Source organism: Pantoea sp. CS_6, from assembly GCF_041954745.1.
Classification (GTDB): Bacteria; Pseudomonadota; Gammaproteobacteria; order Enterobacterales; family Enterobacteriaceae; genus Pantoea; species Pantoea stewartii.
On sequence record NZ_JAVAYG010000001.1, the window covers coordinates 538,717 to 559,251 of the forward strand.

Genomic DNA, 20,535 nt, shown 5'->3' on the forward strand with positions numbered 1-20,535 from the left:
CCTGAATCAGGCAATGCGTTGGGTGACCGTTGCCTGCGACAATTCCAGCTTAACCGGCACCGATTTCGAGGTTGGCGTACCGCTAATATCACCATAGCTGTTCAGCGGAACCAGCGGGTTGGTTTCTGGATAATAGGCCGCCAGGTTGCCACGCGGGATGTTGTAAGGCACCAGCTTAAAGCCGCTCACGCGACGTGTTACGCCGTCATTCCACAGGGTTTCAATGTCAACGTTCTGGCCTTCGCTGAAGCCTAATGCCGCCATATCGTCCGGGTTGATAAAGACGACTTCACGCTGACCGTAAACGCCGCGATAGCGGTCATCAAGGCCGTAAATCGTCGTGTTGTACTGATCGTGCGAACGCAGGGTTTGCAGCGTGAAGGGCACCTCCTGATCCAACTGCGGAAACAGCGAGTCAGGCAGCGCGGCAGGGCTGAACTCGGCCTTACCGGTCGGCGTGTTGAAGCGCAGTTCGGCGGCGGCATTACCCAGATAGAACCCACCAGGCTGATCGCATTTGCTGTTAAAGTCGGCAAAGCCAGGAATCGTGGCTGCGATGTGATCGCGAATCAGGTTGTAGTCCGCCGCCAGATCCAGCCACTTCACCTTTTCATCGCCCAGTACCGCATGCGCAATGCTGGCGACAATCGACGTTTCTGAACGTTGTGTATCCGCCAGCGGAATACCCACGCCTTCAGACGCGTGCACCATGCTGAAGGAATCTTCCACGGTAATATACTGATTGCCCGTCGCCTGCAAATCGCGCTCGGTGCGGCCCAGCGTAGGCAGAATCAGGCCCTCATGACCGGGAACCAGATGGCTGCGGTTCAGTTTGGTACTGATATGTACGGTCAGGCCACAACGTGACAGCGCTTCTTCGGTGCGCGGTGAATCCGGTGCCGCCGCCGCCAGGTTGCCACCCAGCGCGATAAGCACTTTGATTTCGTCACGCAGCATGGCATTCAGTGCTTCAACGGTGTTATGACCTGCCGCACGCGGTGGCTCAAAATTGAAGTGCTGACCCAGCGCATCCAGGAACGGTTTTGCCGGTTTCTCATCAATGCCCATGGTGCGGTTACCCTGCACATTACTGTGACCACGAACAGGGCACAGACCCGCACCTTTTTTACCTAACTGGCCAAACAGCAGCTGCAGGTTAGTAATTTCGCGCACGGTATCGACGGAATGTTTGTGCTGAGTGATACCCATCGCCCAGGTACAGATGACCCGATCGGCGCTCTGGTAAATCGCGGCCGCTTCACGGATCTGCGCTTCAGTCAGGCCGGATTGCGCCACAATCTGCATCCAGTCGGTGTTATCCACGGCGTCAAAGTAGGCTTCAACGCCGTGCGTTTTGGCATTCAGGAACGCCTGATCGAACAGGCCGCTTTCGCCTGCCGCAATGCGCGCGCGATGCGTTTCCAGCAGGGCTTTAACCATGCCGCGCACCGCGGCCATATCGCCACCCAGGTGCGGCTGATAATAGGCCGAGCTGATGGTACCGGCTTTCGAGGTCACAATTTCCAGCGGCTTCTGCGGATCGGCGAACCGTTCCAGACCGCGTTCGCGCAGCGTATTGAAGGTCACAATTTTTGCACCGTGATCGGCAGCGTGACGCAGGCTGTGCAACATGCGTGGATGGTTAGTGCCCGGGTTCTGTCCAAAAACAAAAATCGCATCCGCGTGGTCAAAATCATCCAGACGAATCGTGCCTTTACCCACGCCAATGCTGCGCTTCAGTCCCGCACCGCTGGCTTCGTGACACATGTTCGAGCAGTCAGGGAAGTTATTGGTGCCCAGCATGCGGCCAAACAGCTGATAAAGCCATGACGCTTCATTACTGGCGCGACCTGAGGTGTAAAGCTCCATCTGGTCTGGATTGTCCATCGCTTTGATGTGCTGCGCGATAAGCGCATAGGCGTCATCCCAACTGATGGGCTCGTAGTGATCGGTTTCACGGTTGTAGCGCAGGGGATGCGTCAGGCGGCCCTGATACTCCAGAAAGTAATCGCTTTGAGCATAGAGCGTGGTCACGCTGTGTTTCGCAAAGAAGTCGGCATCCACAACGCGGCGTGTCGCTTCCCAGGTTACCGCTTTCGCTCCGTTTTCACAAAAGCTGAAAGTACTTTTATTGTCATCGCCCCAGGCGCAGCCCGGGCAGTCAAAGCCACGCGCCTTGTTCATACGCATGAGATTGCGCAGGTTTTTCAGGGCAGCTTTACTGTCGAAAACAAAACGTGTCGTGGCTTCCAGTGAACCCCAGCCACCCGCGGCGGCGCGGTATGGTTTAATTTGGCGCTTAAATTTCATCATAGGTGCAGGCTTATTTTTTTGTTGGACGAATGTTGCAAGGATATATCCTGATAGTGAAGATTAGTGTGCGTTCGACGACATAGCTTGTCTAATTGATTGACTTAATGGTGCGATAGGTCGCGTTTATCGTGACGGCACAACAACTGTGATGCTGTTCATATTTTACCCTTTCATAACTTCTCCGTATCAGGTGTTATCGGCACATCGCGCTAATACTTGCTGTTTATGACACAAAAAGGCGCGAAACCATGAAACACCTGACCAGCCAGATTCATGCATTTGGCAAGGCGTTGATGATGCCCATTTCGGTGATCGCGGCAGCCGGTATTTTTCTGGGGCTGGCCGCGGCCATGCAGAACCCCGCAGTGACGGGGGAAGCCTTTGCGCAAATGCAGGTGGCCCAGCTCATTATCGGTTTTATTCGCAAAGTCGCAGGAGCGCTGTTTGCCAATCTGCCCCTGTTCTTTGCCGTCGCCAGTGCGATTGGTCTGGCAAAAGCCGAGAAACCGACCGCCGCCTTTGCGGCGGTGATTGGCTATATCGCCATGAACGTGGGGATTAATGCGACGCTGGCCGCAAAAGGCATAACGGCGGCCACCACGACGCCTCAGGCGCTGCAACAGGCGGGACTGGATCAAACGACCGCCATGATGACCTCGGCGGAATATATCCAGATGCTGGGGATTTTTACCTACAACATGAGCGTGCTGGGCGGCGTGGTGGCCGGCCTGCTCACCGTAATGTTGCACAATCGTTTTTATACGCAGCAACTTCCTACAGCGATCAGCTTCTTTGGCGGCCGACGTTTTGTGCCCATTGTCACCGTCGTGGTTCTGCCGCTGGTGGGTGTATTGCTGGCGCTGATCTGGCCAACCCTCGGAGAGGGCATCGCCTGGGTGGGACAGATGATTGGCCACAGTGGTCAGTACGGTGCATTTCTGCTGGGGGCGGCTGAACGCCTGCTGATTCCCACCGGGCTGCACCACATTCTCAATGAAACGGTCCGCTTTACGCCGATTGGCGGTATGGCGGTTGTGGACGGACAGACCATTGTCGGCGCATTGAATATTTTCAATGCCTCGCTGACACATCCTGGCCTCATCCCGGATGCCACGCTGCGAACGGCTACCCAGTTCCTGGCGCAGGGAAAAATACCGGTGATGATGTTTGGGCTGCCTGCTGCAGCACTGGGGATCTATCACACCGTACGTCCGGAGCATAAACAACGCGTGAAAGCGCTGGTGCTGGCCGGCGCGCTGACCTCCTTTACCACCGGGATCACCGAACCTCTGGAGTTCTGCTTTATTTTTGTGTCGCCCGTGCTCTATGTGTTGCATGCGTTTTTGACCGGCCTTTCATTTATGTTGATGTCAATGCTGCATCTGATGATTGGCAACGTGCAGGGCGGCATTATCGACCTGGTGGTCTTCGGTGTGCTGGGTGGCAGTAAAACCCACTGGTGGTGGACGCTGGTGCTTGGCGTGATCTACGCACCGATCTATTACTACGGGTTCCGTTTTGTCATTACCCGCATGAATGTCGAAACACCGGGACGGGAAACCGAGGAGGAAAAACCGCAGGTCGTTGATGGCAGTGAACGCACTCAGGTCATTATCAGTGGATTGGGTGGGGCTGCCAATATAGAGGACATCGATTGCTGCTTTACGCGCTTACGGGTGCGGGTAAAAGATATGAAAGAGGTGGTGGATCACACCCTGATGAGTACGGGCGCGAATGGCGTGAATCGCGTCAGTGAGCAGGATGTTCAGGTGATTTACGGTCCTCAGGTCGAAAAGATTGCGCAGGAAGTGAAATCGATGCTTGGCGTCGGCTGACGGCGGCCTCACTGGGCGCAGCAGGTGCGCCCTCCCTGTCTGACATATTACAGCATTCCGTTCCGTTCTAAGCTCCGTTTTTATCCGTTCCCCTCACGTTCACGATTAACACAAAAATATAAGCAATGCTTTATGTTTCATTTTGTGATCTGTGCTTGAATTTTACCGGTAACACTCTATGGTAAGAGGTGGAAAGTGCAATACACGCAATTAACAGGGGGTTATTTATGGCGAAAAACAGGTTAGTTAAAGTCGTTGAAATATCGGCAATTGTTGTTTTCACACTTGTCGTGATCTATTTACTGGCGACGGGCGTACTGTCGTCAACGGGCATTGATCACGCCTGGCCTTATCCAACGAAGTAACAACGGGCAACACCAGGGAAAACACCATAAAAAATAATAATTCTGCCAGCCTGACCTGAAAGAGTCCGGCCTGTTGCGCGCCCATTACGCCTTTCGTCTCGCCCCCAAAAGTATCTCCTGTCAGCCGGACACTCGGGCTGTATTACTGCACTCTGCCTGTAGCGGAATCCTGAACGCACGCTGACTGGCATTCTGTTGCGCCCTCGGCACATAATAGACGTTCAACTGAGCGACGTTATGGCGGGCACAAAAAATCGACATCAAGCAACTCATCTACCTCTGCAACCTCGAACGCGAACGCCATTTTGGCCGTGCCGCTGAGGCGAGTTTTGTCAGCCAGCCTACCTTATCAATGCGGTTAAAAAATCTGGAACGCGAACTGGGGTTATCCCTGATCAACCGCAGCAATAACTTTGCCGGATTCACGCCAGAAGGGGATCGGGTGCTGGCCTGGGCGCGGGAAATCGTCTCCGTTTATCAGGGGCTGAAGCTGGAAGTCGAGTCACTGAAACACGGCGTTAACGGCACATTGCGGCTGGGTGTGGTACCGCAGTGCAGCGTGTCGCTGGCCCAGCTGCTCAAAGCGGTTCAGGTGCGCTATCCACAACTCGATTACCGTATTGCCGTCCTGAGCGCCGACCAGCTGCTGGAGGCGCTGAACAGTCATACGGTCGATGTCGGGATTGGTTTTTTTGAAATGGCGACGCTGCGTGAACTGCATTTTCAGGCCGCGTTGCTGGCGGACCGTGGCGTTGAAGCGGTGTTTCATCCCGGACATTTTCAGCACTTAGGCGAGGTTGAAAGCCTGGATCTGCCAACGCTGGCCCGTCAGCCGCTGTGTCTGGCTGAACCCACGCGCTATTTTCGTCGCTATCTGGATATGGCGCTGCGGGAGATGTCGCTGATGCCGCGCGTGGTGGTAGAAAGCGCCTCCATTATGCAACTGCTGCAGTGTACGCAGGTCGGGTTGGGCGTACTGGTTTCGCCACGCGGTCATCTGCTGCCCGCGTCTTTACACGGACTGGAACAGCGACCTGTCATAATGCCAAAGATGGCGCGCCAGGCGGCCCTGGTGGTCGCTGAACCGGGTCGGGCAACGCCGCTGGCACAGCACTTCTATGACGAAGCGCGCAGTCATCTGGATCTTTAGCGCGCCTCACCACAGGCATAAAATAAACGGCTGTTCCAGTTTGCCCGCGCGATGGCCTGGATAAGCGCGAACTGATCGGCAACGGACCAGCCGGATTCTTGCAATGGCTGGAGATCGGCGGCGCAAAAACGTTCTGGCTGGCGGGTCAGCAGGGCGGTTAACGCGCTGACCGCCCGGTCAGCATCGGTCAGGTTCGCATTATCAAAGGCGCCAGCCTGGCCGCTACAGGGCGTTAACGACGGTGGACGCCAGCGATTTCCCAGCAGGCTGGCCGCTGTAGCCTCAACCCCGACGGTGAAGACCGTCTCCTCCTGATGATTCAACTTGTACCAATGCTCTAATAACGCCGGTGCGTGCGCCAGCAACCAGAGGGCGTCCTCTGGCGCAGACGATGTCTGGCATTGCGCCACAGCCTTATGCTGCGCCTCGCTGGCATAGCGGGGCTCAAGCGGTTTCAGGACTGGCTGCCAGACGCCGGGGGCATCGGTGGCTGGCGCATCCGGTGCAGGTGACATGCCGGGTATCCAGCGTACCGGCATGTTCAGCAGAGCATGAATACCGGCGATCACGCGTGCCTGGTAACAGACAAAGCCGACCAACTGATTAAGCGTGACAATATCGGCTTCGCTCAGACCTGCGGCGTGAAGGGCGCGCACACTGTCGGCAGTAATCAGAGTGGGTTGCATGGCCAGCAGTCGGGCGTACTGGGTAATTTGTGTCAGGCGGTTATTGCTCTCGCGCGACGAGTCAGGGCCAGGCAGAGGATTGAGTCTTGCAGAGTAGTGATTGCAGAGCCGCTGAATGCCCGTAACCTGCGCCACGGTCAGCGCGCTGCTTAACCGATCGTAAAGCGTCAGCGTATGGGTCAGCGTAACGTCAACCTGGTCGGGAAACAGCAGGTCAACAATCTCATGAGCAATCTGAATGGCGGGTTGTCCGGCCTGCAATAACGGCTGAACAGAAGAGGTTTCCTGCGCTAACCCCAACAAGAACCGATCGTCGATATGCGCTGCTTCAGGAAAAAGCGGGGCAGCCGGAACGGTACGCGGACAGGTCTGGCTCTCGTAAAACCAGTGATCCTGGCCAGTATAGCGGCGTTGTTGCATCATCAGTCCTTTTGCAAAATCTGATGCGGCACATGCGGGACAGAGTCAGTGAACCGGTCGCAGGCCGCAGGGCTGACTTATCCTCGCCCACGGGCAGGGCACGGCAAAAGACCGATCGGTGATAATTAATAGCAATAAGGAATAACGAGGGCGCAGGCGGGGAAGGACAGGGCGAGCAGCGCTCGCCCATGAGGAAACTTATTTCAGTTCCAGTTCGTTCATCGCGGCGATGCTGAAACCGCCGTCGACGTGAACGATCTCGCCGGTGATACCACCCGCCAGATCGGAACACAGGAAGGCCGCAGAGTTACCCACGTCTTCGATGGTCACGGTACGGCGAATCGGGGTTACCGCTTCACAGTGAGCCAGCATCTTACGGAAATCTTTGATGCCTGAAGCCGCCAGCGTACGGATTGGACCGGCAGAAACGGCGTTCACACGCACGCCTTCTGGTCCCATGGCATTGGCCATGTAACGTACGTTTGCTTCCAGAGACGCTTTTGCCAGGCCCATTACGTTGTAGTTAGGGATAGCGCGCTCTGCACCCAGGTAGGACAGCGTCAGCAGCGCTGAGTTGGGGTTCAGCATCGCACGGCACTCTTTTGCCATGGCAACAAAGCTGTAGGCACTGATGTCGTGCGCAATTTTGAAACCTTCGCGGGTTACGGCATTCACGTAATCGCCATCCAGCTGGTCGCCTGGGGCAAAACCAATTGAGTGAACGAAACCGTCAAATTTCGGCCAGGTTTTTGCCAGCTCAGCGAACAGGGACTGGATGCTTTCATCTTCTGCAACATCACATGGCAGTACGATGTCAGAACCCAAATCTTTGGCGAACTCTTCCACACGACCTTTCAGTTTGTCGTTTTGGTAGGTGAAAGCCAGTTCTGCGCCCTGTTTGTGCATCGCCTGTGCAATACCGTAGGCGATGGAAAGTTTACTGGCAACACCAGTAATCAGAATGCGCTTACCGGAAAGAAAACCCATAGCTGTAATCCTTATGGTCATGGTAGTTGGCGGTCGCGTTGTTTAAATAATAGACGACCGACGTTAATCGACGTGCGGATTCTAGCACGTCTGCCTTAAATCAGGAAAACTGCGCACAGTTTTCCACAAAACCCCGAAAAATCAACGCTCGCGTCGCCACGCTTCGGCCGTTAACGCTTCGCCGAAATGGCTGTTGATCAGACGTTTGGTCAGATCATGCAGCGGAGAAGCCAGCACGTCGGCCGTCCCGCCGCGTTCCACGACTTCGCCTTGATGCATGACCAACACTTTGTCGCTGATATGCTTCATCATCCCTAAATGTTGCGTCACGTAGATGTAGGCGATGCCGTGTTTTTCCTGCAGCTCCAGCATCAGGTTGACCAACTGTGAGCGCATGGTCATATCCAGTGAGGCTAGCGCTTCATCAGCAATAATCACTTTGGGTTGCAGAATTAATGCCCGCGCCAGGCCCAGACGCTGTTTTTGGCCTGGTGCCAGCATATGCGGATAATAACCGGCATGGTCGCGCAGTAATCCCACCTGACGCAGCGTGCCAATGATCCGTTTCTCGCGCGCCTCGGCGTCAAGATCGGTATTCAGGCGCAGCGGCAGCTCCAGAATCTGACTGACGCGCTGCCGGGGATTAAGCGACGTAGAAGGATCCTGGAAAATCATACGGATGCGCTGGCTACGGTAGCCATAATCCCCAAAGCTCAGCGCATGATCGTCAATAATGATTTCCCCCTCCGTTGGGGCAACGGTGCCGCTGAGCATTTTTGCCAGCGTTGATTTGCCGGAGCCATTTTCGCCGATGATCGCCAGCGTCTGCTTCTCCCGCAGCGTGAAGCTTACGGACTTCACCGCCTCGACATGCTGACGGCGAAACAGACCGGTGCGATAACGAAACGTTTTGCTCAGATTGCGCACTTCCAGTAGCGTTTCCATGCTATTGGCCCTCCACGTTGAGCGGAAAATGGCAGGCATAGAGATGCGAACGGGAGCCCGTCAGCCGTGGCGTTTCCACACATTTACGCTGTGCATACGGGCAGCGCGGTCCAAGACGGCAGCCAATGGGCAGGCTTTCGAGCGATGGAATCGCTCCGGATAAGGTATTCAGGCGGCTCTTGTGAGGAAGCGGTCGGCCAAAGTCTGGCATCGCACGAATCAGCGCCTGGGTATACGGATGGTGCGGCGTGGTCATCAGGTCTTCACTCTGCGCCGTTTCCACGGTTTGTCCGCAGTACATAACGTTGATCCTGTCAGCCCAGTGACTCAGGGTACGCAGGTCATGGCTGATCAGCAGAATCGTGGTGTTGTTGTTCTGATTCAGACGGCTCAACAGGCGAAAGATCTGCGCCTGCGTCGTCGGCTCCATAGCGTTGGTCGGCTCGTCGGCAATCAGCAGGCGCGGCTGATTCGCCAGTGCGATGGCAATCATCACTTTCTGACACTCGCCCTCGGTGAGTTCGTAGGGAAAGCTGCGCATGATGTCTTTGTGATCTTTAATACCGACGCGGTGCAGCAGCTCAATGGCGCGGTTTTTTCGCCAGAACCAAAAGCGCTTCATCCACGGTCCTTTGTACGTCCAGCGCGGAATCGCCTGCATCAACTGACGGCCGACACTTTCCGAGGGATCAAGACAGGACTGCGGTTCCTGGAAAATCATCGACACATTGTGACCTACGATGCGGCGACGCTCACGCGGCGACAAACGCAGCAAATCCACGTCATCAAAGACCATACGGTCTGCGGTGACGCGCCAGTTGTCGTTGGTCACGCCACAAATCGCCTTGGCAACCAGGCTTTTGCCCGAGCCCGACTCACCCACCAGACCGCGAATTTCGCCTTCAGTCAGTGATAAATTGATGCGGTCTACCGCTTTGACCGGCCCGTCAGCGGTCATAAATTCAATCGTCAGATTACGAATATCCAGTAACGGCATTATTCCACTCCTGCCTCGACGGCCCGACGAATGCCGTCACCGAGCAGATTAACCATTAACACGCTGACCATCAGCGCGGCACCGGGAAGCATGACAGTCCAGGGCGCAACATACACCAGCTCCAGCGAATCACCCAGCATCGCGCCCCACTCAGGCGAGGGCAACTGCGCGCCGAGGTCAAGAAAACCCAGTGCGGCGATATCGAGAATAGCCATCGACAGCGCGCGCGTAATTTCACTGATCAGCATAGGCAAAACGTTAGGCAAAATGGCGTGCCACAAAATATTGATGCTGGTCGCACCATCCAGGCGAGCCGCAATCACATACTCTTTTTCCAGTTCGTCATGAACGGCGCTGTAGATTTCGCGCACCAGGCGCGGCATCAGCGCCAGCCACACGGCCAGTAATGCGTGCTCCAGGCGCGGCCCCAGAAACGCCACTACGATAATGGCCAGCAAGAGTGAGGGAATGGACAGCAGCGTATCCAGGACATGATTCAGCACCGCAGAACGCACACCGTGCGTCATGCCCGCCACAATCCCCAGTACCAGCGCCCAGAAGGTGGCAAACAGCGTGACGAGAATGGCCGATCCAACCGTGGGGGCCACGCCGTTCAGCAGGCGGCTCAGTAAATCACGCCCCAGATCGTCCGTCCCGAGAAAAAAGGAAACCTCACCGTAGCGCGACCAGGAGGGCGGTAGCAGTTGATAACCCAGAAATTGCTGGTCGATGTTGTAAGGGGCCAGAAAATGGCCGAACAGACACAGTAGCAGCAGCGCGCCAAAGCCGTACAGGCCAATCATCGCCGGCATATCGCCATAAAAATGGTGCCAGCTCTGGCGAAACGCACTGGGCAGGCGTTTTTCGGCGTAGATGTTATCGGACGGCATACCATTCCTTATGTTTCAGCGGATTCAGCGCCGCGCCAACGATGTCAGCGAGCACATTCACCACAATAACCAGTCCACCGGTCACCATTACGCCTGCTGAGATGGCCGCATAGTCCTGCTGACGGATGGCGTTAATCAGCCAGCGCCCCAGGCCAGGCCAGTTAAAAACCATCTCCGTAATCATCGCCAGCGTTAACATGCTGGAGAACTGTAAACCCAGGCGCGGAATGACAGGCGGAAGGGCGTTATGCAGCACATGACGGCGAATAACGGTAAAGCGCGAGAGCCCGCGGGTCGCCGCAGCTTTAACATAGTTTTTATCGACGACATCGCTGGTGCTGATGCGCAGTAAACGCACAATCTCAGTGGTCGGGGCCATCGCCAGCACGGTCACCGGTAAAATCAGGTGCATCAGCACGCTGATCATCATTTCATGCCGCCACGGTGAGGGGCTGAGCCAGGCATCGATTAAAGCAAAACCGGTTATGTTCTGGACCGGATAGAGCAGATCATAGCGACCGGAAACCGGCAACCAGCCCAGCGTTAACGAGAAAAACAGGGTAAACAGCAGGGCGAGCCAGAAGACGGGGATCGAAAAACCCAGCAAGGCAAATGCGCTGATAACTTTGTCCTGCCATTTATGACGCAGGGCACCCGCACAAATCCCCAGCGGAATGCCGACGATTAAGGCAAGCGTAAAGGCCATCAGGCACAGCTCCATGGTGGCCGGAAAGACCTCGCGCAGTTGCAGGCCAATTTCCTGACCATTGGTGCTGGATACGCCAAAATCCAGTTGCAGCATGCCTTTAAACCAAAACCACCAGGCATCGAACAGTGAGGCGCCTTCGAGCGGGGCATTCGGTGTGAAGTAGCTCAGGCTGAAACTCACCAGCGAGAGAAAAAACAGCGTAATCACCAGTAACACCAGCCGACGCAAAATATAAATGATCACTTATCGATCCTCCCGCTCATCACGATAAACGCCAGCAAAGGAAGCGTTACCAAACGGACTCAGTACCAGGCCTCTAATATCATGCCGGTAGGCTTGCAGGCGCAAGGATGAAGCCAGCGGCAGGACGGGCAGTTCCTGAGCTAAAATTTGCTGAGCTTTATCATAGCTCTCAATGCGTCCGGACAGCTGTTGCGACAGCAGAGCATTTTTCAGCGTGCTGTCAAACGCAGGCGAGCACCAGTGCGCATAGTTGGTCTGTGAGGCAATCGCCGCGCAGCTCAGCAGGGGACGAAAGAAACTGTCAGGATCGTTACTGTCGGTTGCCCAGCCTGCCAGGGTCAGGTCGTGGTTCATCGCCATCAACTGTGCTTCCTGAAAACGGCCTTCAACCGGCACGATAGTGACGTTAACGCCAATTTGTGCCAGATCGGCCTGAATCAGTTCTGCCGTTTTCAGCGGCGCGGGGTTCCAGGACTGCGAGGCGGCAGGCACCACCAGACGCAGGTGAAGATCGGTCACGCCCGCCGCTTCCAGCGCAGCCCTGGCCTTTTTCGGATCGTAGGCGGTGATGCTGGCATCCGTATCGTAAGCCCAGGAGGCACGCGGCAAAATCGAGGCCGCAGTTTCTGCCGTGCCGTAATAAATCGACTCCATCAGGCGTTCATTATTAATGGCCAGCGCCAGCGCGTGACGCACTTTCGGTCTGTCGAGCGGGGGTTTTCGCGTGTTGAAGGCCAGATAGGCGATGTTCATACCGGGCCGCAATGTCATACGCAGCCGGGGATCGTCGCGCAGAATGGAAATCTGGCTGGCGGCAGGATAGGCCAGCACATCGCACTCACCGGTCAGCAGTTTCGATAACCGGCCGGTGCCGCCCGCGCCAAGATCAATCACCACCTGTTGCAGGCGCGGTACGCCTTTCCAGTAGTAGGGATTGCGGGCCAGGCGAATATATTGCCCACTGCGGTATTCACTCAGCTGAAACGGGCCGGTGCCCACAGGTAACCGATCCAGCGTTTCCTGATGACCTGTTTTGTCCAGGCTGTCTGCGTATTCCTTCGAGAGGATGGGCGCATAGTGGGTTGCCATGTGCCAGAGAAACGACGCATCAGGGCTGTTCAGGCGAATTTCGACCGTATAGTTATCGATCTTTTTCACGCTCTGCACGGCGTCAGCGAACTGCAGGCTGTCGAAATAGGGATAATAGCCGCCATTAACGTCATGCCAGGGATGTTTACGGTCAAACATGCGCGCAAAGCTAAAGACCACATCGTCGGCATTCAACGTGCGGGTAGGCGTAAAGTTTGAGGTGTGCTGAAACTGCACACCGTGACGCAAGTGAAAGCGATAGGTCGCGCCGTTATCACGTACATCCCAGCTGTCGGCCAGGTCAGCCTGTAAACGATAGGTATAAGGATCGACATCAAGCAGGCGGTCATAGAGCTGCGCCGCCAGTGTGTCCACCGTTAAACCACTACTGGCCATCTGCGGGTTAAACGTGTTTAGCGTCCCGTTGACGCAATAGACAAAGCCGCTTTGACGAATATCCGTGGCAGGTGCGGGCGCGGACCACACAGGTGCGCTCAACACGCTGAGACTCAGCAACAGCGAAGGCATTAGTTTTAACATAGAACTCAACGATTCTCGGGCATTGGGCAAAGTGTATCGCAAAGCGCGCGTGGTCCCAACTCTGCGTCATCGATTGCCGACGATTGGTACAGCAGGTGTAAACGATCCGCGCAAAAAGGCGCAGCGTTGGTATGGAGATGAGAAAAATTCTCAATAACACTTTACAGATGCAAACAGGAATGATTATTATTCAGTTGCACTTCGACGGGGCTCTACCGAAGAAGAGCACGACATTGCTCACATTGCTTCCAGTTGCCCGCTTCGGCGGGCCCTTTTTTTACCCGCCTGATTGCATTACAGCATGCCCCGGCACGTTGTCAGCTTCTGTACGTATATAAAAGCCCGCTAATGTTGTCCGTCGCGCGCCTGAATACCGTGTTTTTTCATGATGGCACGGAGTTGATGATAGGTGACGCCCAGTAAGCTGGCCGCCCGGCGCTGATTATACTTTGCCTGTTGCAGGCTGATTTCCACCACGTCACGTTCCTGCTGGTTCTGCCACTGGCGCAGATCAAGCGGAAGTGAAGGCAGGGCGGTTGGCGACTCGGTAGCAGGCAAGGGGGCGGCCCTGTCTGCGGCTTCACTGCGGCGGGCAAACGGGTTAATGATGATTTCATCCAGCGCGGTATCGCTGGTGTTATGGCGATAGACGGATCGTTCGACCACGTTTTTCAGCTCGCGCACGTTGCCCGGCCAGTGATGCTCAAGCAAGGTTTGCTGTGCGCGGGGCGTAAAGCCGGGAAACAACGGCAGTTTGAGCTCCCGACACATCTGTATGGCAAAATGGTCAGCCATGACCAGAATGTCGCTGCGGCGCTCCCGAAGCGGCGGCAACTGCACCACATCAAAGGCCAGGCGATCCAGCAGATCGGCCCGAAACTTACCGGCTTCGGCCAGCGCGGGTAAATCTTCATTGGTGGCGCAGATCAGGCGCACATTAACCTGAAAAACGTGGTTTCCGCCCACGCGTTCCAGTTGGCCGTATTCAATTACCCGCAACAGTTTTTCCTGAACCAGCATGGGGGCTGTCGCCAGTTCATCAAGAAACAAGGTGCCACCATCCGCGCGCTCAAAGCGGCCCAGATGACGTTTTTGCGCACCGGTAAAGGCACCTGCCTCATGGCCAAAAAGCTCAGAATCAAGCAGATTCTCGTTCAGCGCCGCACAGTTAAGAGAGACAAAAGGGCCCTGCCAGCGGTCAGAAAGGTAGTGCAGACGGCTGGCAATCAGCTCTTTACCTGTCCCGCGTTCGCCCACCACCAGCACAGGCTTCTCCAGCGGCGCGAGCTTTGACACCTGCTCCAGCACTTCCAGAAAGTTATTTGATTCGCCCAGCAAATTGTCGTTGTTCACAGACATGATGAATTTCGCCACTGATTAATCAATTTAACTATATTAGGTCAGGCAAAAAAAACTGCCAGCTTATTATCGTAATTAAAATCAATAAGATAAAAATTGGCACGCATCTTGAATTAGTCCTCGCCAACAAGCTAAAACTATGACCATCAAGAGGAGCATCATTATGGGTATTTTTTCTCGTTTCGCTGACATCGTTAATGCCAACATCAATTCACTGCTGGAACGCGCAGAGGATCCGCAGAAACTGGTGCGCCTGATGATTCAGGAGATGGAAGATACGCTGGTCGAGGTGCGTTCGACGTCAGCCCGCGCGCTGGCCGAAAAGAAACAGCTGTCACGCCGTATCGAGCAGGCTGAGCTGCAGCAGGCTGAATGGCAGGAAAAAGCAGAACTGGCGATTCGCAAAGATAAAGAAGATCTGGCCCGTTCTGCGCTTATCGAAAAACAGAAGCTGACCGATCTGATCGCCTCGCTCAAACGCGAAGTCGAACAGGTTGACGAAACGCTGACGCGCATGAAAGGTGAGATTGCTGAGCTGGAGAAAAAACTGAGCGAAACCCGCGCGCGCCAGCAGGCGTTGACGCTGCGCCATCAGGCCGCCTCGTCATCCCGTGATGTCCGCCGTCAGCTGGACAGTGGTAAAATTGATGAAGCCATGGCGCGTTTCGAATCGTTTGAACGCCGAATCGATCATATGGAAGCGGAAGCGGAGAGCCACGGTTTTGGTAAACCTAAAACCCTGGATCAGCAGTTTACTGAGCTGAAAGCCGATGACGAAATCAGTCAGCAACTGAATGCGCTGAAAGCCAAAATGAACCGCAGCGAATAAACCGCCGCTGACAGTAGGAAAGGATTAAGGAGAGTCAATGAGCGCACTATTTTTGGCGATACCTCTTACAATATTTGTGCTGTTCGTGGCCCCCGTCTGGCTGTGGTTACACTACAGTAACAAGCGCAGCGGCGGAGCGGAGCTGTCACAGAGTCAGATGCAGCGTCTGCAACAGGTGACCCGGGATGCTCAGCGCATGCGCGAACGCATTGATGCGTTAGAAGCGATCCTGGATGCAGAACATCCTAACTGGAGGCAGCCATGATAAGAGGCCGTAAATTATGGCGTAAGCCTGACGAAGGAAAGCTGATGGGCGTCTGTGCCGGGCTGGCTGAGTATCTGGATGTGCCGGTGCGGCTGCTGCGTATCATTGTGGTGTTATCGCTGTTATTTGGGCTGTTTGTGTTTACCGTGATTGCCTACTTTGCGCTGGGTTTTGTGCTGGACGTAAAACCTGCTGGCGTCGACAACGGTGAAGCTCAGCCCACAGCCAGCGAACTGCTTGACCAACTGGAAACCGCACTGCAACAGGATGAGCGTAATGTTCGCGATATAGAACGTTACGTCACCTCTGAAACGTTTAGTGTGCGCAGTCGTTTCCGTCAGATTTAATTATCGTCTGCTACGGGCCAGACCGGCCCGTCTGCTGATGACCGGGAGGTATTCATGACCGTTTCGCGCGCAGCAACGTTTCGCCATCGTGCCACACCTGCATTGAAGTCAGCCGCCAGATTCATCATTATCAATGCTGTTACTTACGGGCCTGCCGGCGTGACCGGCTGGGCCGTCAAATCGGTCGCGCGCCGTCCACTGCGCATTTTGCTTGGCCTGGCGCTTGAGCCGCTATTGAAACGCGTGATGAACCGGGTAGCGTCGCGCTTCATCAGGGAAAACGATGAAAAGACTGCAAACTGAACTGATAGCATTAATGAATCGCGGCGTCGACCGCCACCTTCGCCTGGCGGTCACCGGTCTCAGCCGCAGTGGTAAAACAGCTTTTATCACCTCGCTGGTCAACCAACTTCTTTCTGTCCACAGCGGCGCTCGTTTGCCGCTGTTTTCCGTTGTGCGTGATGAACGCCTGTTAGGGGTGAAACGCGTGCCGCAACGTGACATGGGCACGGCCCGTTTCACCTATGACGAAGGGCTGGCGCAGCTTTACGGTTCACCGCCTGCCTGGCCCACGCCCACGCGTGGCGTCAGCGAAATGCGCCTGGCGTTACGTTACCGTCCGCATGACTCGCTGCTGCGTCATCTGAAAGAGACCGCCACGCTCTATCTTGAAATCGTTGATTACCCCGGCGAATGGTTGCTTGATCTGCCGATGCTGGCACAGGATTACCTGACCTGGTCACGCCAGATGAACGGCTTGTTGCAGGGCGATCGCGCCCTGTGGGCGCAACCCTGGCGCGACCTGTGTCAGCGCCTCGATCCGCTGGCACCGGCTGACGAGAACCGTTTAGCCGACATTGCCGAGGCCTGGACTGACTACCTGCATCGCTGCAAAGCCGAAGGATTACACTTTATCCAGCCAGGCCGCTTCGTGCTGCCCGGCGATATGGCGGGCGCGCCCGCACTCCAGTTTTTTCCGTGTCCTACTGCTGACGATGCCCAGGCGGCGAAACTGGCGCAGGCGGACAAAGGCAGCAATTTCGCCATGCTGCAACAGCGGTTTCATTACTACTGCCAGCATGTAGTTAAAGGATTCTATAAAAACCATTTCGTACGCTTTGACCGCCAGATTGTGCTGGTGGACTGCCTGCAACCGCTCAACAGCGGCCCGCAGGCCTTTAACGATATGCGGTTAGCCCTTACGCAGCTTATGCAGAGTTTTCACTACGGTCAGCGCACGCTGTTTCGCCGTCTCTTTTCGCCGGTGATCGATAAGCTGCTGTTCGCCGCCACCAAAGCCGATCACATTACCCACGACCAGCACGGCAATATGGTGTCCCTGTTACAGCAACTGGTGCAGGATGCCTGGCAAAATGCCGCATTTGAAGGTATCAGCATGGACTGTACTGGTCTGGCTTCGGTACAGGCGACCCAGAGTGGACAGGTTGATCATCAGGGTGAAAAAATCCCCGCGTTGCGCGGGCACCGCTTAGCGGATGGCGAGGCACTGACGGTCTATCCGGGTGAAGTTCCCCCGCGCCTGCCGGGGGCGGCGTTCTGGCAACAACAGGGTTTTCAGTTTGAGCAGTTTCGCCCACAGCAACTGGATATCGATCGTCCTCTGCCGCATATCCGCATGGATGCGGCACTGGAGTTTTTACTGGGAGATAAATTGCGATGAGCGATCCGTTAAAGCCGCGTATTGATTTTGCAACGCCGCTGAACGACAAGCCGAATGACGTGTTGCGTCCGGCGCAAACCTTCGACGCGGAAGCCCGGAACGCGTTTTTAGCCGTTGCAGAAAGCGAGACGGCGGTGGAAGAGGAAAGCGCAGGGGAGCGCGCCGTCGAAGCGGCCCTGAAACCCAAACGCAGTTTGTGGCGCAACATGGTCGGTGCCGGGCTGGGCCTGTTTGGGATCAGCATCGTGGCGCAGGGCGTGCAGTGGATCCACAACGCCTGGCTGGCGCATGACTGGTTTGCGCTGGGCAGCGGGATGGCCGGGGGACTGATCGTGGCCGCGGGTGTCGGCGCGTTAACCGGCGAGTGGCGACGACTGTATCAGCTGCGTCAGCGTGCAGAAGAGCGCGATCTGGGTCGGGAACTGCTTAACAGCCACAGCGTGGGTAAAGGGCGAGATTTCTGCGAAAAACTGGCTCGCCAGGCCGAACTCGATCAGGCGCATCCTGCGTTACAACGCTGGCATGCTTCGCTCCATGAAACCCATAATGACGGTGAAACCGTGCGGTTGTATGCCCAACTGGTGCAGCCGGTGCTCGATCGCCAGGCCCGGCGGGAAATCAGTCGTCATGCCGCAGAATCCGCCCTGATGATTGCGGTGAGTCCGCTGGCGCTGGTCGATATGGCCTTTATTGCCTGGCGCAATATCAGGCTGGTCAACCGTATTGCCGCTATTTACGGTATTGAACTGGGCTACTTTAGCCGACTGCGCCTGTTCCGGTTGGTGCTGCTGAATATGGCATTTGCCGGCGCGTCTGAGCTGGTGCGTGAAGTGGGCATGGACTGGATGTCGCAGGATATCGCGGCGCGCCTGTCCGCCCGTGCCGCGCAGGGCATTGGCGCAGGCCTGCTGACCGCACGTCTTGGCATTAAAGCTATGGAGCTGTGTCGGCCGTTACCCTGGCTGGAAAACGACAAACCCCGCCTGGGCGACTACCGTCGTGAATTGATAGGCCAGATAAAAGAAGCGCTGCAGAAGGGCGGAGAGAAACGCCAGTAACGGTTGTGCACTGAAACGTGAGTGCAGATGCTGTGCCTTCTGTGCTTTATCTCCTGACAACGTTGAGCGAATGTCACTGTCAGGGCTCTCCCGCCATCGCCACAGCCTGCCGTTTAAAAAAAACGCGCTTGCATCAAGGCTGTCAACTTTTCCTGACAGCCCCCTTTCTGCGGCGTAGGGGTTTAGCGTATTATCGCCGGATAATAAACGGATAAGGCCCACGCAATGCGTTTAGAAGTGTTTTGTCAGGACCGAATCGGCCTGGCGCGCGAATTACTGGATCTTTTGGTGGCGCGCGGAATCGATCTTCGCGGCATCGAAGTGGCCTCATCAGGCCGCATCTATCTTAATTTCTCCACGCTTGAGTTTGAGCAGTTTAGTAACCTGATGGCAGAAATCCGTCGCACGCCGGGCGTAACGGATGTTCGCACGGTGCCCTATATGCCTTCAGAGCGTGAGCATCGGGTACTGAGCGCCTTGCTGGTTGCCATGCCCGAGCCGGTTTTTTCTGTTGATCTCAGAAGCAAGGTAGAACTGGCCAACCCGGCCGCGCAAAACCTGTTTAATCTGGATGAGAACAAGATCCGCAATGTGAATGCCGACCACCTGATCAACGGTTTTAATTTTGGCCGCTGGCTGGAAAGCGAACGTGTCCAGGCGCAGGCGCAGCATGTGGTCATTGAAGGGCGCGATTTTCTGATGGAAGCCCATCCCATCTATCTGTCTGCCGACAGCGAACAGCAGGATCAGCTGGTAGGTGCGATGGTAATGCTGAAGTCCACCGCGAGGATGGGGCGCCAGTTACAAAACCTGGTGGTGACGGACGAAACGGAGTTCGATCATATCGTCGCCGTGACGCCCAAAATGCGTCAGGTGGTGGAGCAGGCACGTAAACTGGCAATGCATGATGCGCCATTACTGATTATTGGTGATACCGGCACCGGTAAAGATATGCTGGCCCGTGCCTGCCATTTACGCAGTGCGCGTGGAAAAATGCCGTTTCTGGCACTTAACTGCGCTTCACTTCCCGATGATGTAGCGGAAAGTGAGCTGTTTGGTCACGCGGCGGGCGCGTATCCCAATGCGCTGGAAGGCAAAAAGGGCTTTTTCGAACAGGCCAATGGCGGCTCGGTGCTGTTGGATGAAATTGGCGAAATGTCGCCCACGATGCAGACCAAGCTGCTGCGCTTCCTGAATGACGGCACCTTCCGTCGCGTCGGGGAAGAGCATGAAGTGCATGTCAACGTGCGCGTCATTTGCGCCACGCAGAAGAATTTATTCGAACTGGTGCAGCGTGGCGAGTTCCGGGAAGACTTGTTCTATCGCCTTAACGTCCTGACGCTTAACCTGCCGCCGCTGCGCGAGCGTGTGCAGGACATCATGCCGCTGACGGAAATGTTTGTGGCGCGTTTTGCCGATGAACAGGGGATTCCCCGACCACGCCTTTCTTCGCAGCTCAACGCGTTTCTGGTGCGTTACAACTGGCCGGGCAATGTGCGTCAGTTGAAAAACGCGCTGTATCGGGCGCTGACCCAGCTCGAAGGCCACGAATTGCGCCCTCAGGACATCGTACTGCCGGAACAGGCGCTTGATGTGTCGCTGGGAGAAGAGGCGATGGAAGGGACGCTGGATCAGATTACCCGTCGCTTTGAACGTTCCATCCTCACGCGTTTGTATCTTTCTTATCCCAGTACGCGAAAACTGGCAAAACGGCTTGGCGTTTCGCACACGGCGATTGCCAATAAGTTGCGGGAATATGGGTTAGGGCAGAAACGCGGGGACAGCGACGGCGAATAACAACACAGCGGATAAGCGGGCGCTTATCCG

At 55.7% G+C, this 20,535-nt stretch carries 19 protein-coding genes; 10 read left to right on the plus strand and 9 right to left on the minus strand.

The window, feature by feature from the left end; translation table 11 throughout:
- Positions 1 to 6: 6 nt before the first annotated feature.
- Positions 7 to 2,310, minus strand: a complete 2,304-nt coding sequence (locus RAC90_RS02410) for an FdhF/YdeP family oxidoreductase (RefSeq protein WP_039341548.1) — start codon at positions 2,308 to 2,310, stop codon at positions 7 to 9.
- 251 nt (positions 2,311 to 2,561) lie between these two features.
- Here RAC90_RS02410 and RAC90_RS02415 point away from each other — a divergent pair, with 251 nt between their 5' ends.
- From RAC90_RS02415 to RAC90_RS02425, 3 genes are all read left to right on the plus strand, one after another.
- The gene (locus tag RAC90_RS02415; RefSeq protein WP_375123899.1) at positions 2,562 to 4,148 is read left to right on the plus strand and encodes a PTS transporter subunit EIIC; all 1,587 of its coding nucleotides are present in this window, start codon (positions 2,562 to 2,564) and stop codon (positions 4,146 to 4,148) included.
- A 227-nt stretch (positions 4,149 to 4,375) separates the two neighbouring features.
- A complete protein-coding gene (locus tag RAC90_RS02420; protein WP_162835482.1) occupies positions 4,376 to 4,513 on the plus strand; it encodes a hypothetical protein in 138 nt (45 codons plus the stop codon).
- A gap of 253 nt (positions 4,514 to 4,766) precedes the next feature.
- Positions 4,767 to 5,663 (plus strand): LysR family transcriptional regulator, encoded by an 897-nt coding sequence (locus RAC90_RS02425; RefSeq protein ID WP_033741802.1) that lies wholly within the window; start codon positions 4,767 to 4,769, stop codon positions 5,661 to 5,663.
- Here RAC90_RS02425 and RAC90_RS02430 read toward each other — a convergent pair.
- From RAC90_RS02430 to pspF, 8 genes are all read right to left on the minus strand, one after another.
- Positions 5,660 to 6,769: an oxidoreductase gene (locus RAC90_RS02430; RefSeq protein WP_375123930.1), complete on the minus strand. Its 1,110-nt coding sequence runs from the start codon at positions 6,767 to 6,769 to the stop codon at positions 5,660 to 5,662. The two genes, RAC90_RS02425 and RAC90_RS02430, sit on opposite strands and share 4 nt — an antisense overlap.
- A gap of 198 nt (positions 6,770 to 6,967) precedes the next feature.
- Positions 6,968 to 7,756 (minus strand): enoyl-ACP reductase FabI, encoded by a 789-nt coding sequence (gene fabI, locus RAC90_RS02435; protein WP_006119311.1) that lies wholly within the window; start codon positions 7,754 to 7,756, stop codon positions 6,968 to 6,970.
- A gap of 141 nt (positions 7,757 to 7,897) precedes the next feature.
- Entirely contained in the window at positions 7,898 to 8,701 is an 804-nt protein-coding gene (gene sapF, locus RAC90_RS02440) for a putrescine export ABC transporter ATP-binding protein SapF (RefSeq protein ID WP_039340210.1), read from the minus strand.
- Between the two features lies 1 nt (position 8,702).
- The gene (gene sapD, locus RAC90_RS02445; RefSeq protein ID WP_006119309.1) at positions 8,703 to 9,698 is read right to left on the minus strand and encodes a putrescine export ABC transporter ATP-binding protein SapD; all 996 of its coding nucleotides are present in this window, start codon (positions 9,696 to 9,698) and stop codon (positions 8,703 to 8,705) included.
- Positions 9,698 to 10,588, minus strand: coding sequence for a putrescine export ABC transporter permease SapC (gene sapC / locus RAC90_RS02450; protein WP_164481992.1), 891 nt, complete (start codon positions 10,586 to 10,588; stop codon positions 9,698 to 9,700). The genes sapD and sapC overlap by 1 nt, the downstream gene beginning before the upstream one ends.
- Complete coding sequence (sapB, locus tag RAC90_RS02455) at positions 10,575 to 11,540, minus strand: putrescine export ABC transporter permease SapB (protein ID WP_039340214.1); 966 nt, start codon at positions 11,538 to 11,540, stop codon at positions 10,575 to 10,577. The genes sapC and sapB overlap by 14 nt, the downstream gene beginning before the upstream one ends.
- Positions 11,541 to 13,169, minus strand: a complete 1,629-nt coding sequence (sapA, locus tag RAC90_RS02460; protein ID WP_375123900.1) for an ABC transporter substrate-binding protein SapA — start codon at positions 13,167 to 13,169, stop codon at positions 11,541 to 11,543.
- 345 nt (positions 13,170 to 13,514) lie between these two features.
- Complete coding sequence (gene pspF / locus RAC90_RS02465; RefSeq protein WP_033741793.1) at positions 13,515 to 14,528, minus strand: phage shock protein operon transcriptional activator; 1,014 nt, start codon at positions 14,526 to 14,528, stop codon at positions 13,515 to 13,517.
- Between the two features lie 163 nt (positions 14,529 to 14,691).
- Here pspF and pspA point away from each other — a divergent pair, with 163 nt between their 5' ends.
- The 7 genes from pspA to tyrR all read left to right on the plus strand — a co-directional run bounded on the left by pspA (position 14,692) and on the right by tyrR (position 20,505).
- Positions 14,692 to 15,357 (plus strand): phage shock protein PspA, encoded by a 666-nt coding sequence (gene pspA, locus RAC90_RS02470; protein ID WP_006119300.1) that lies wholly within the window; start codon positions 14,692 to 14,694, stop codon positions 15,355 to 15,357.
- Between the two features lie 37 nt (positions 15,358 to 15,394).
- Positions 15,395 to 15,622, plus strand: a complete 228-nt coding sequence (gene pspB, locus RAC90_RS02475) for an envelope stress response membrane protein PspB (protein WP_006119299.1) — start codon at positions 15,395 to 15,397, stop codon at positions 15,620 to 15,622.
- Positions 15,619 to 15,969 (plus strand): envelope stress response membrane protein PspC, encoded by a 351-nt coding sequence (gene pspC, locus RAC90_RS02480; RefSeq protein ID WP_375123901.1) that lies wholly within the window; start codon positions 15,619 to 15,621, stop codon positions 15,967 to 15,969. The genes pspB and pspC overlap by 4 nt, the downstream gene beginning before the upstream one ends.
- A gap of 54 nt (positions 15,970 to 16,023) precedes the next feature.
- Positions 16,024 to 16,272 carry a phage shock protein PspD gene (gene pspD, locus RAC90_RS02485; protein WP_006119296.1) on the plus strand — a complete coding sequence of 83 codons (249 nt, stop codon included), beginning with the start codon at positions 16,024 to 16,026 and terminating at the stop codon, positions 16,270 to 16,272.
- Positions 16,253 to 17,650 carry a YcjX family protein gene (locus tag RAC90_RS02490; protein ID WP_164481991.1) on the plus strand — a complete coding sequence of 466 codons (1,398 nt, stop codon included), beginning with the start codon at positions 16,253 to 16,255 and terminating at the stop codon, positions 17,648 to 17,650. Before pspD ends, RAC90_RS02490 begins: the two co-directional genes overlap by 20 nt.
- Positions 17,647 to 18,708, plus strand: coding sequence for a YcjF family protein (locus tag RAC90_RS02495; RefSeq protein WP_205958496.1), 1,062 nt, complete (start codon positions 17,647 to 17,649; stop codon positions 18,706 to 18,708). Before RAC90_RS02490 ends, RAC90_RS02495 begins: the two co-directional genes overlap by 4 nt.
- Before the next feature lie 225 nt (positions 18,709 to 18,933).
- Positions 18,934 to 20,505 carry a transcriptional regulator TyrR gene (tyrR, locus tag RAC90_RS02500; RefSeq protein WP_058701845.1) on the plus strand — a complete coding sequence of 524 codons (1,572 nt, stop codon included), beginning with the start codon at positions 18,934 to 18,936 and terminating at the stop codon, positions 20,503 to 20,505.
- Positions 20,506 to 20,535: the final 30 nt, after the last annotated feature.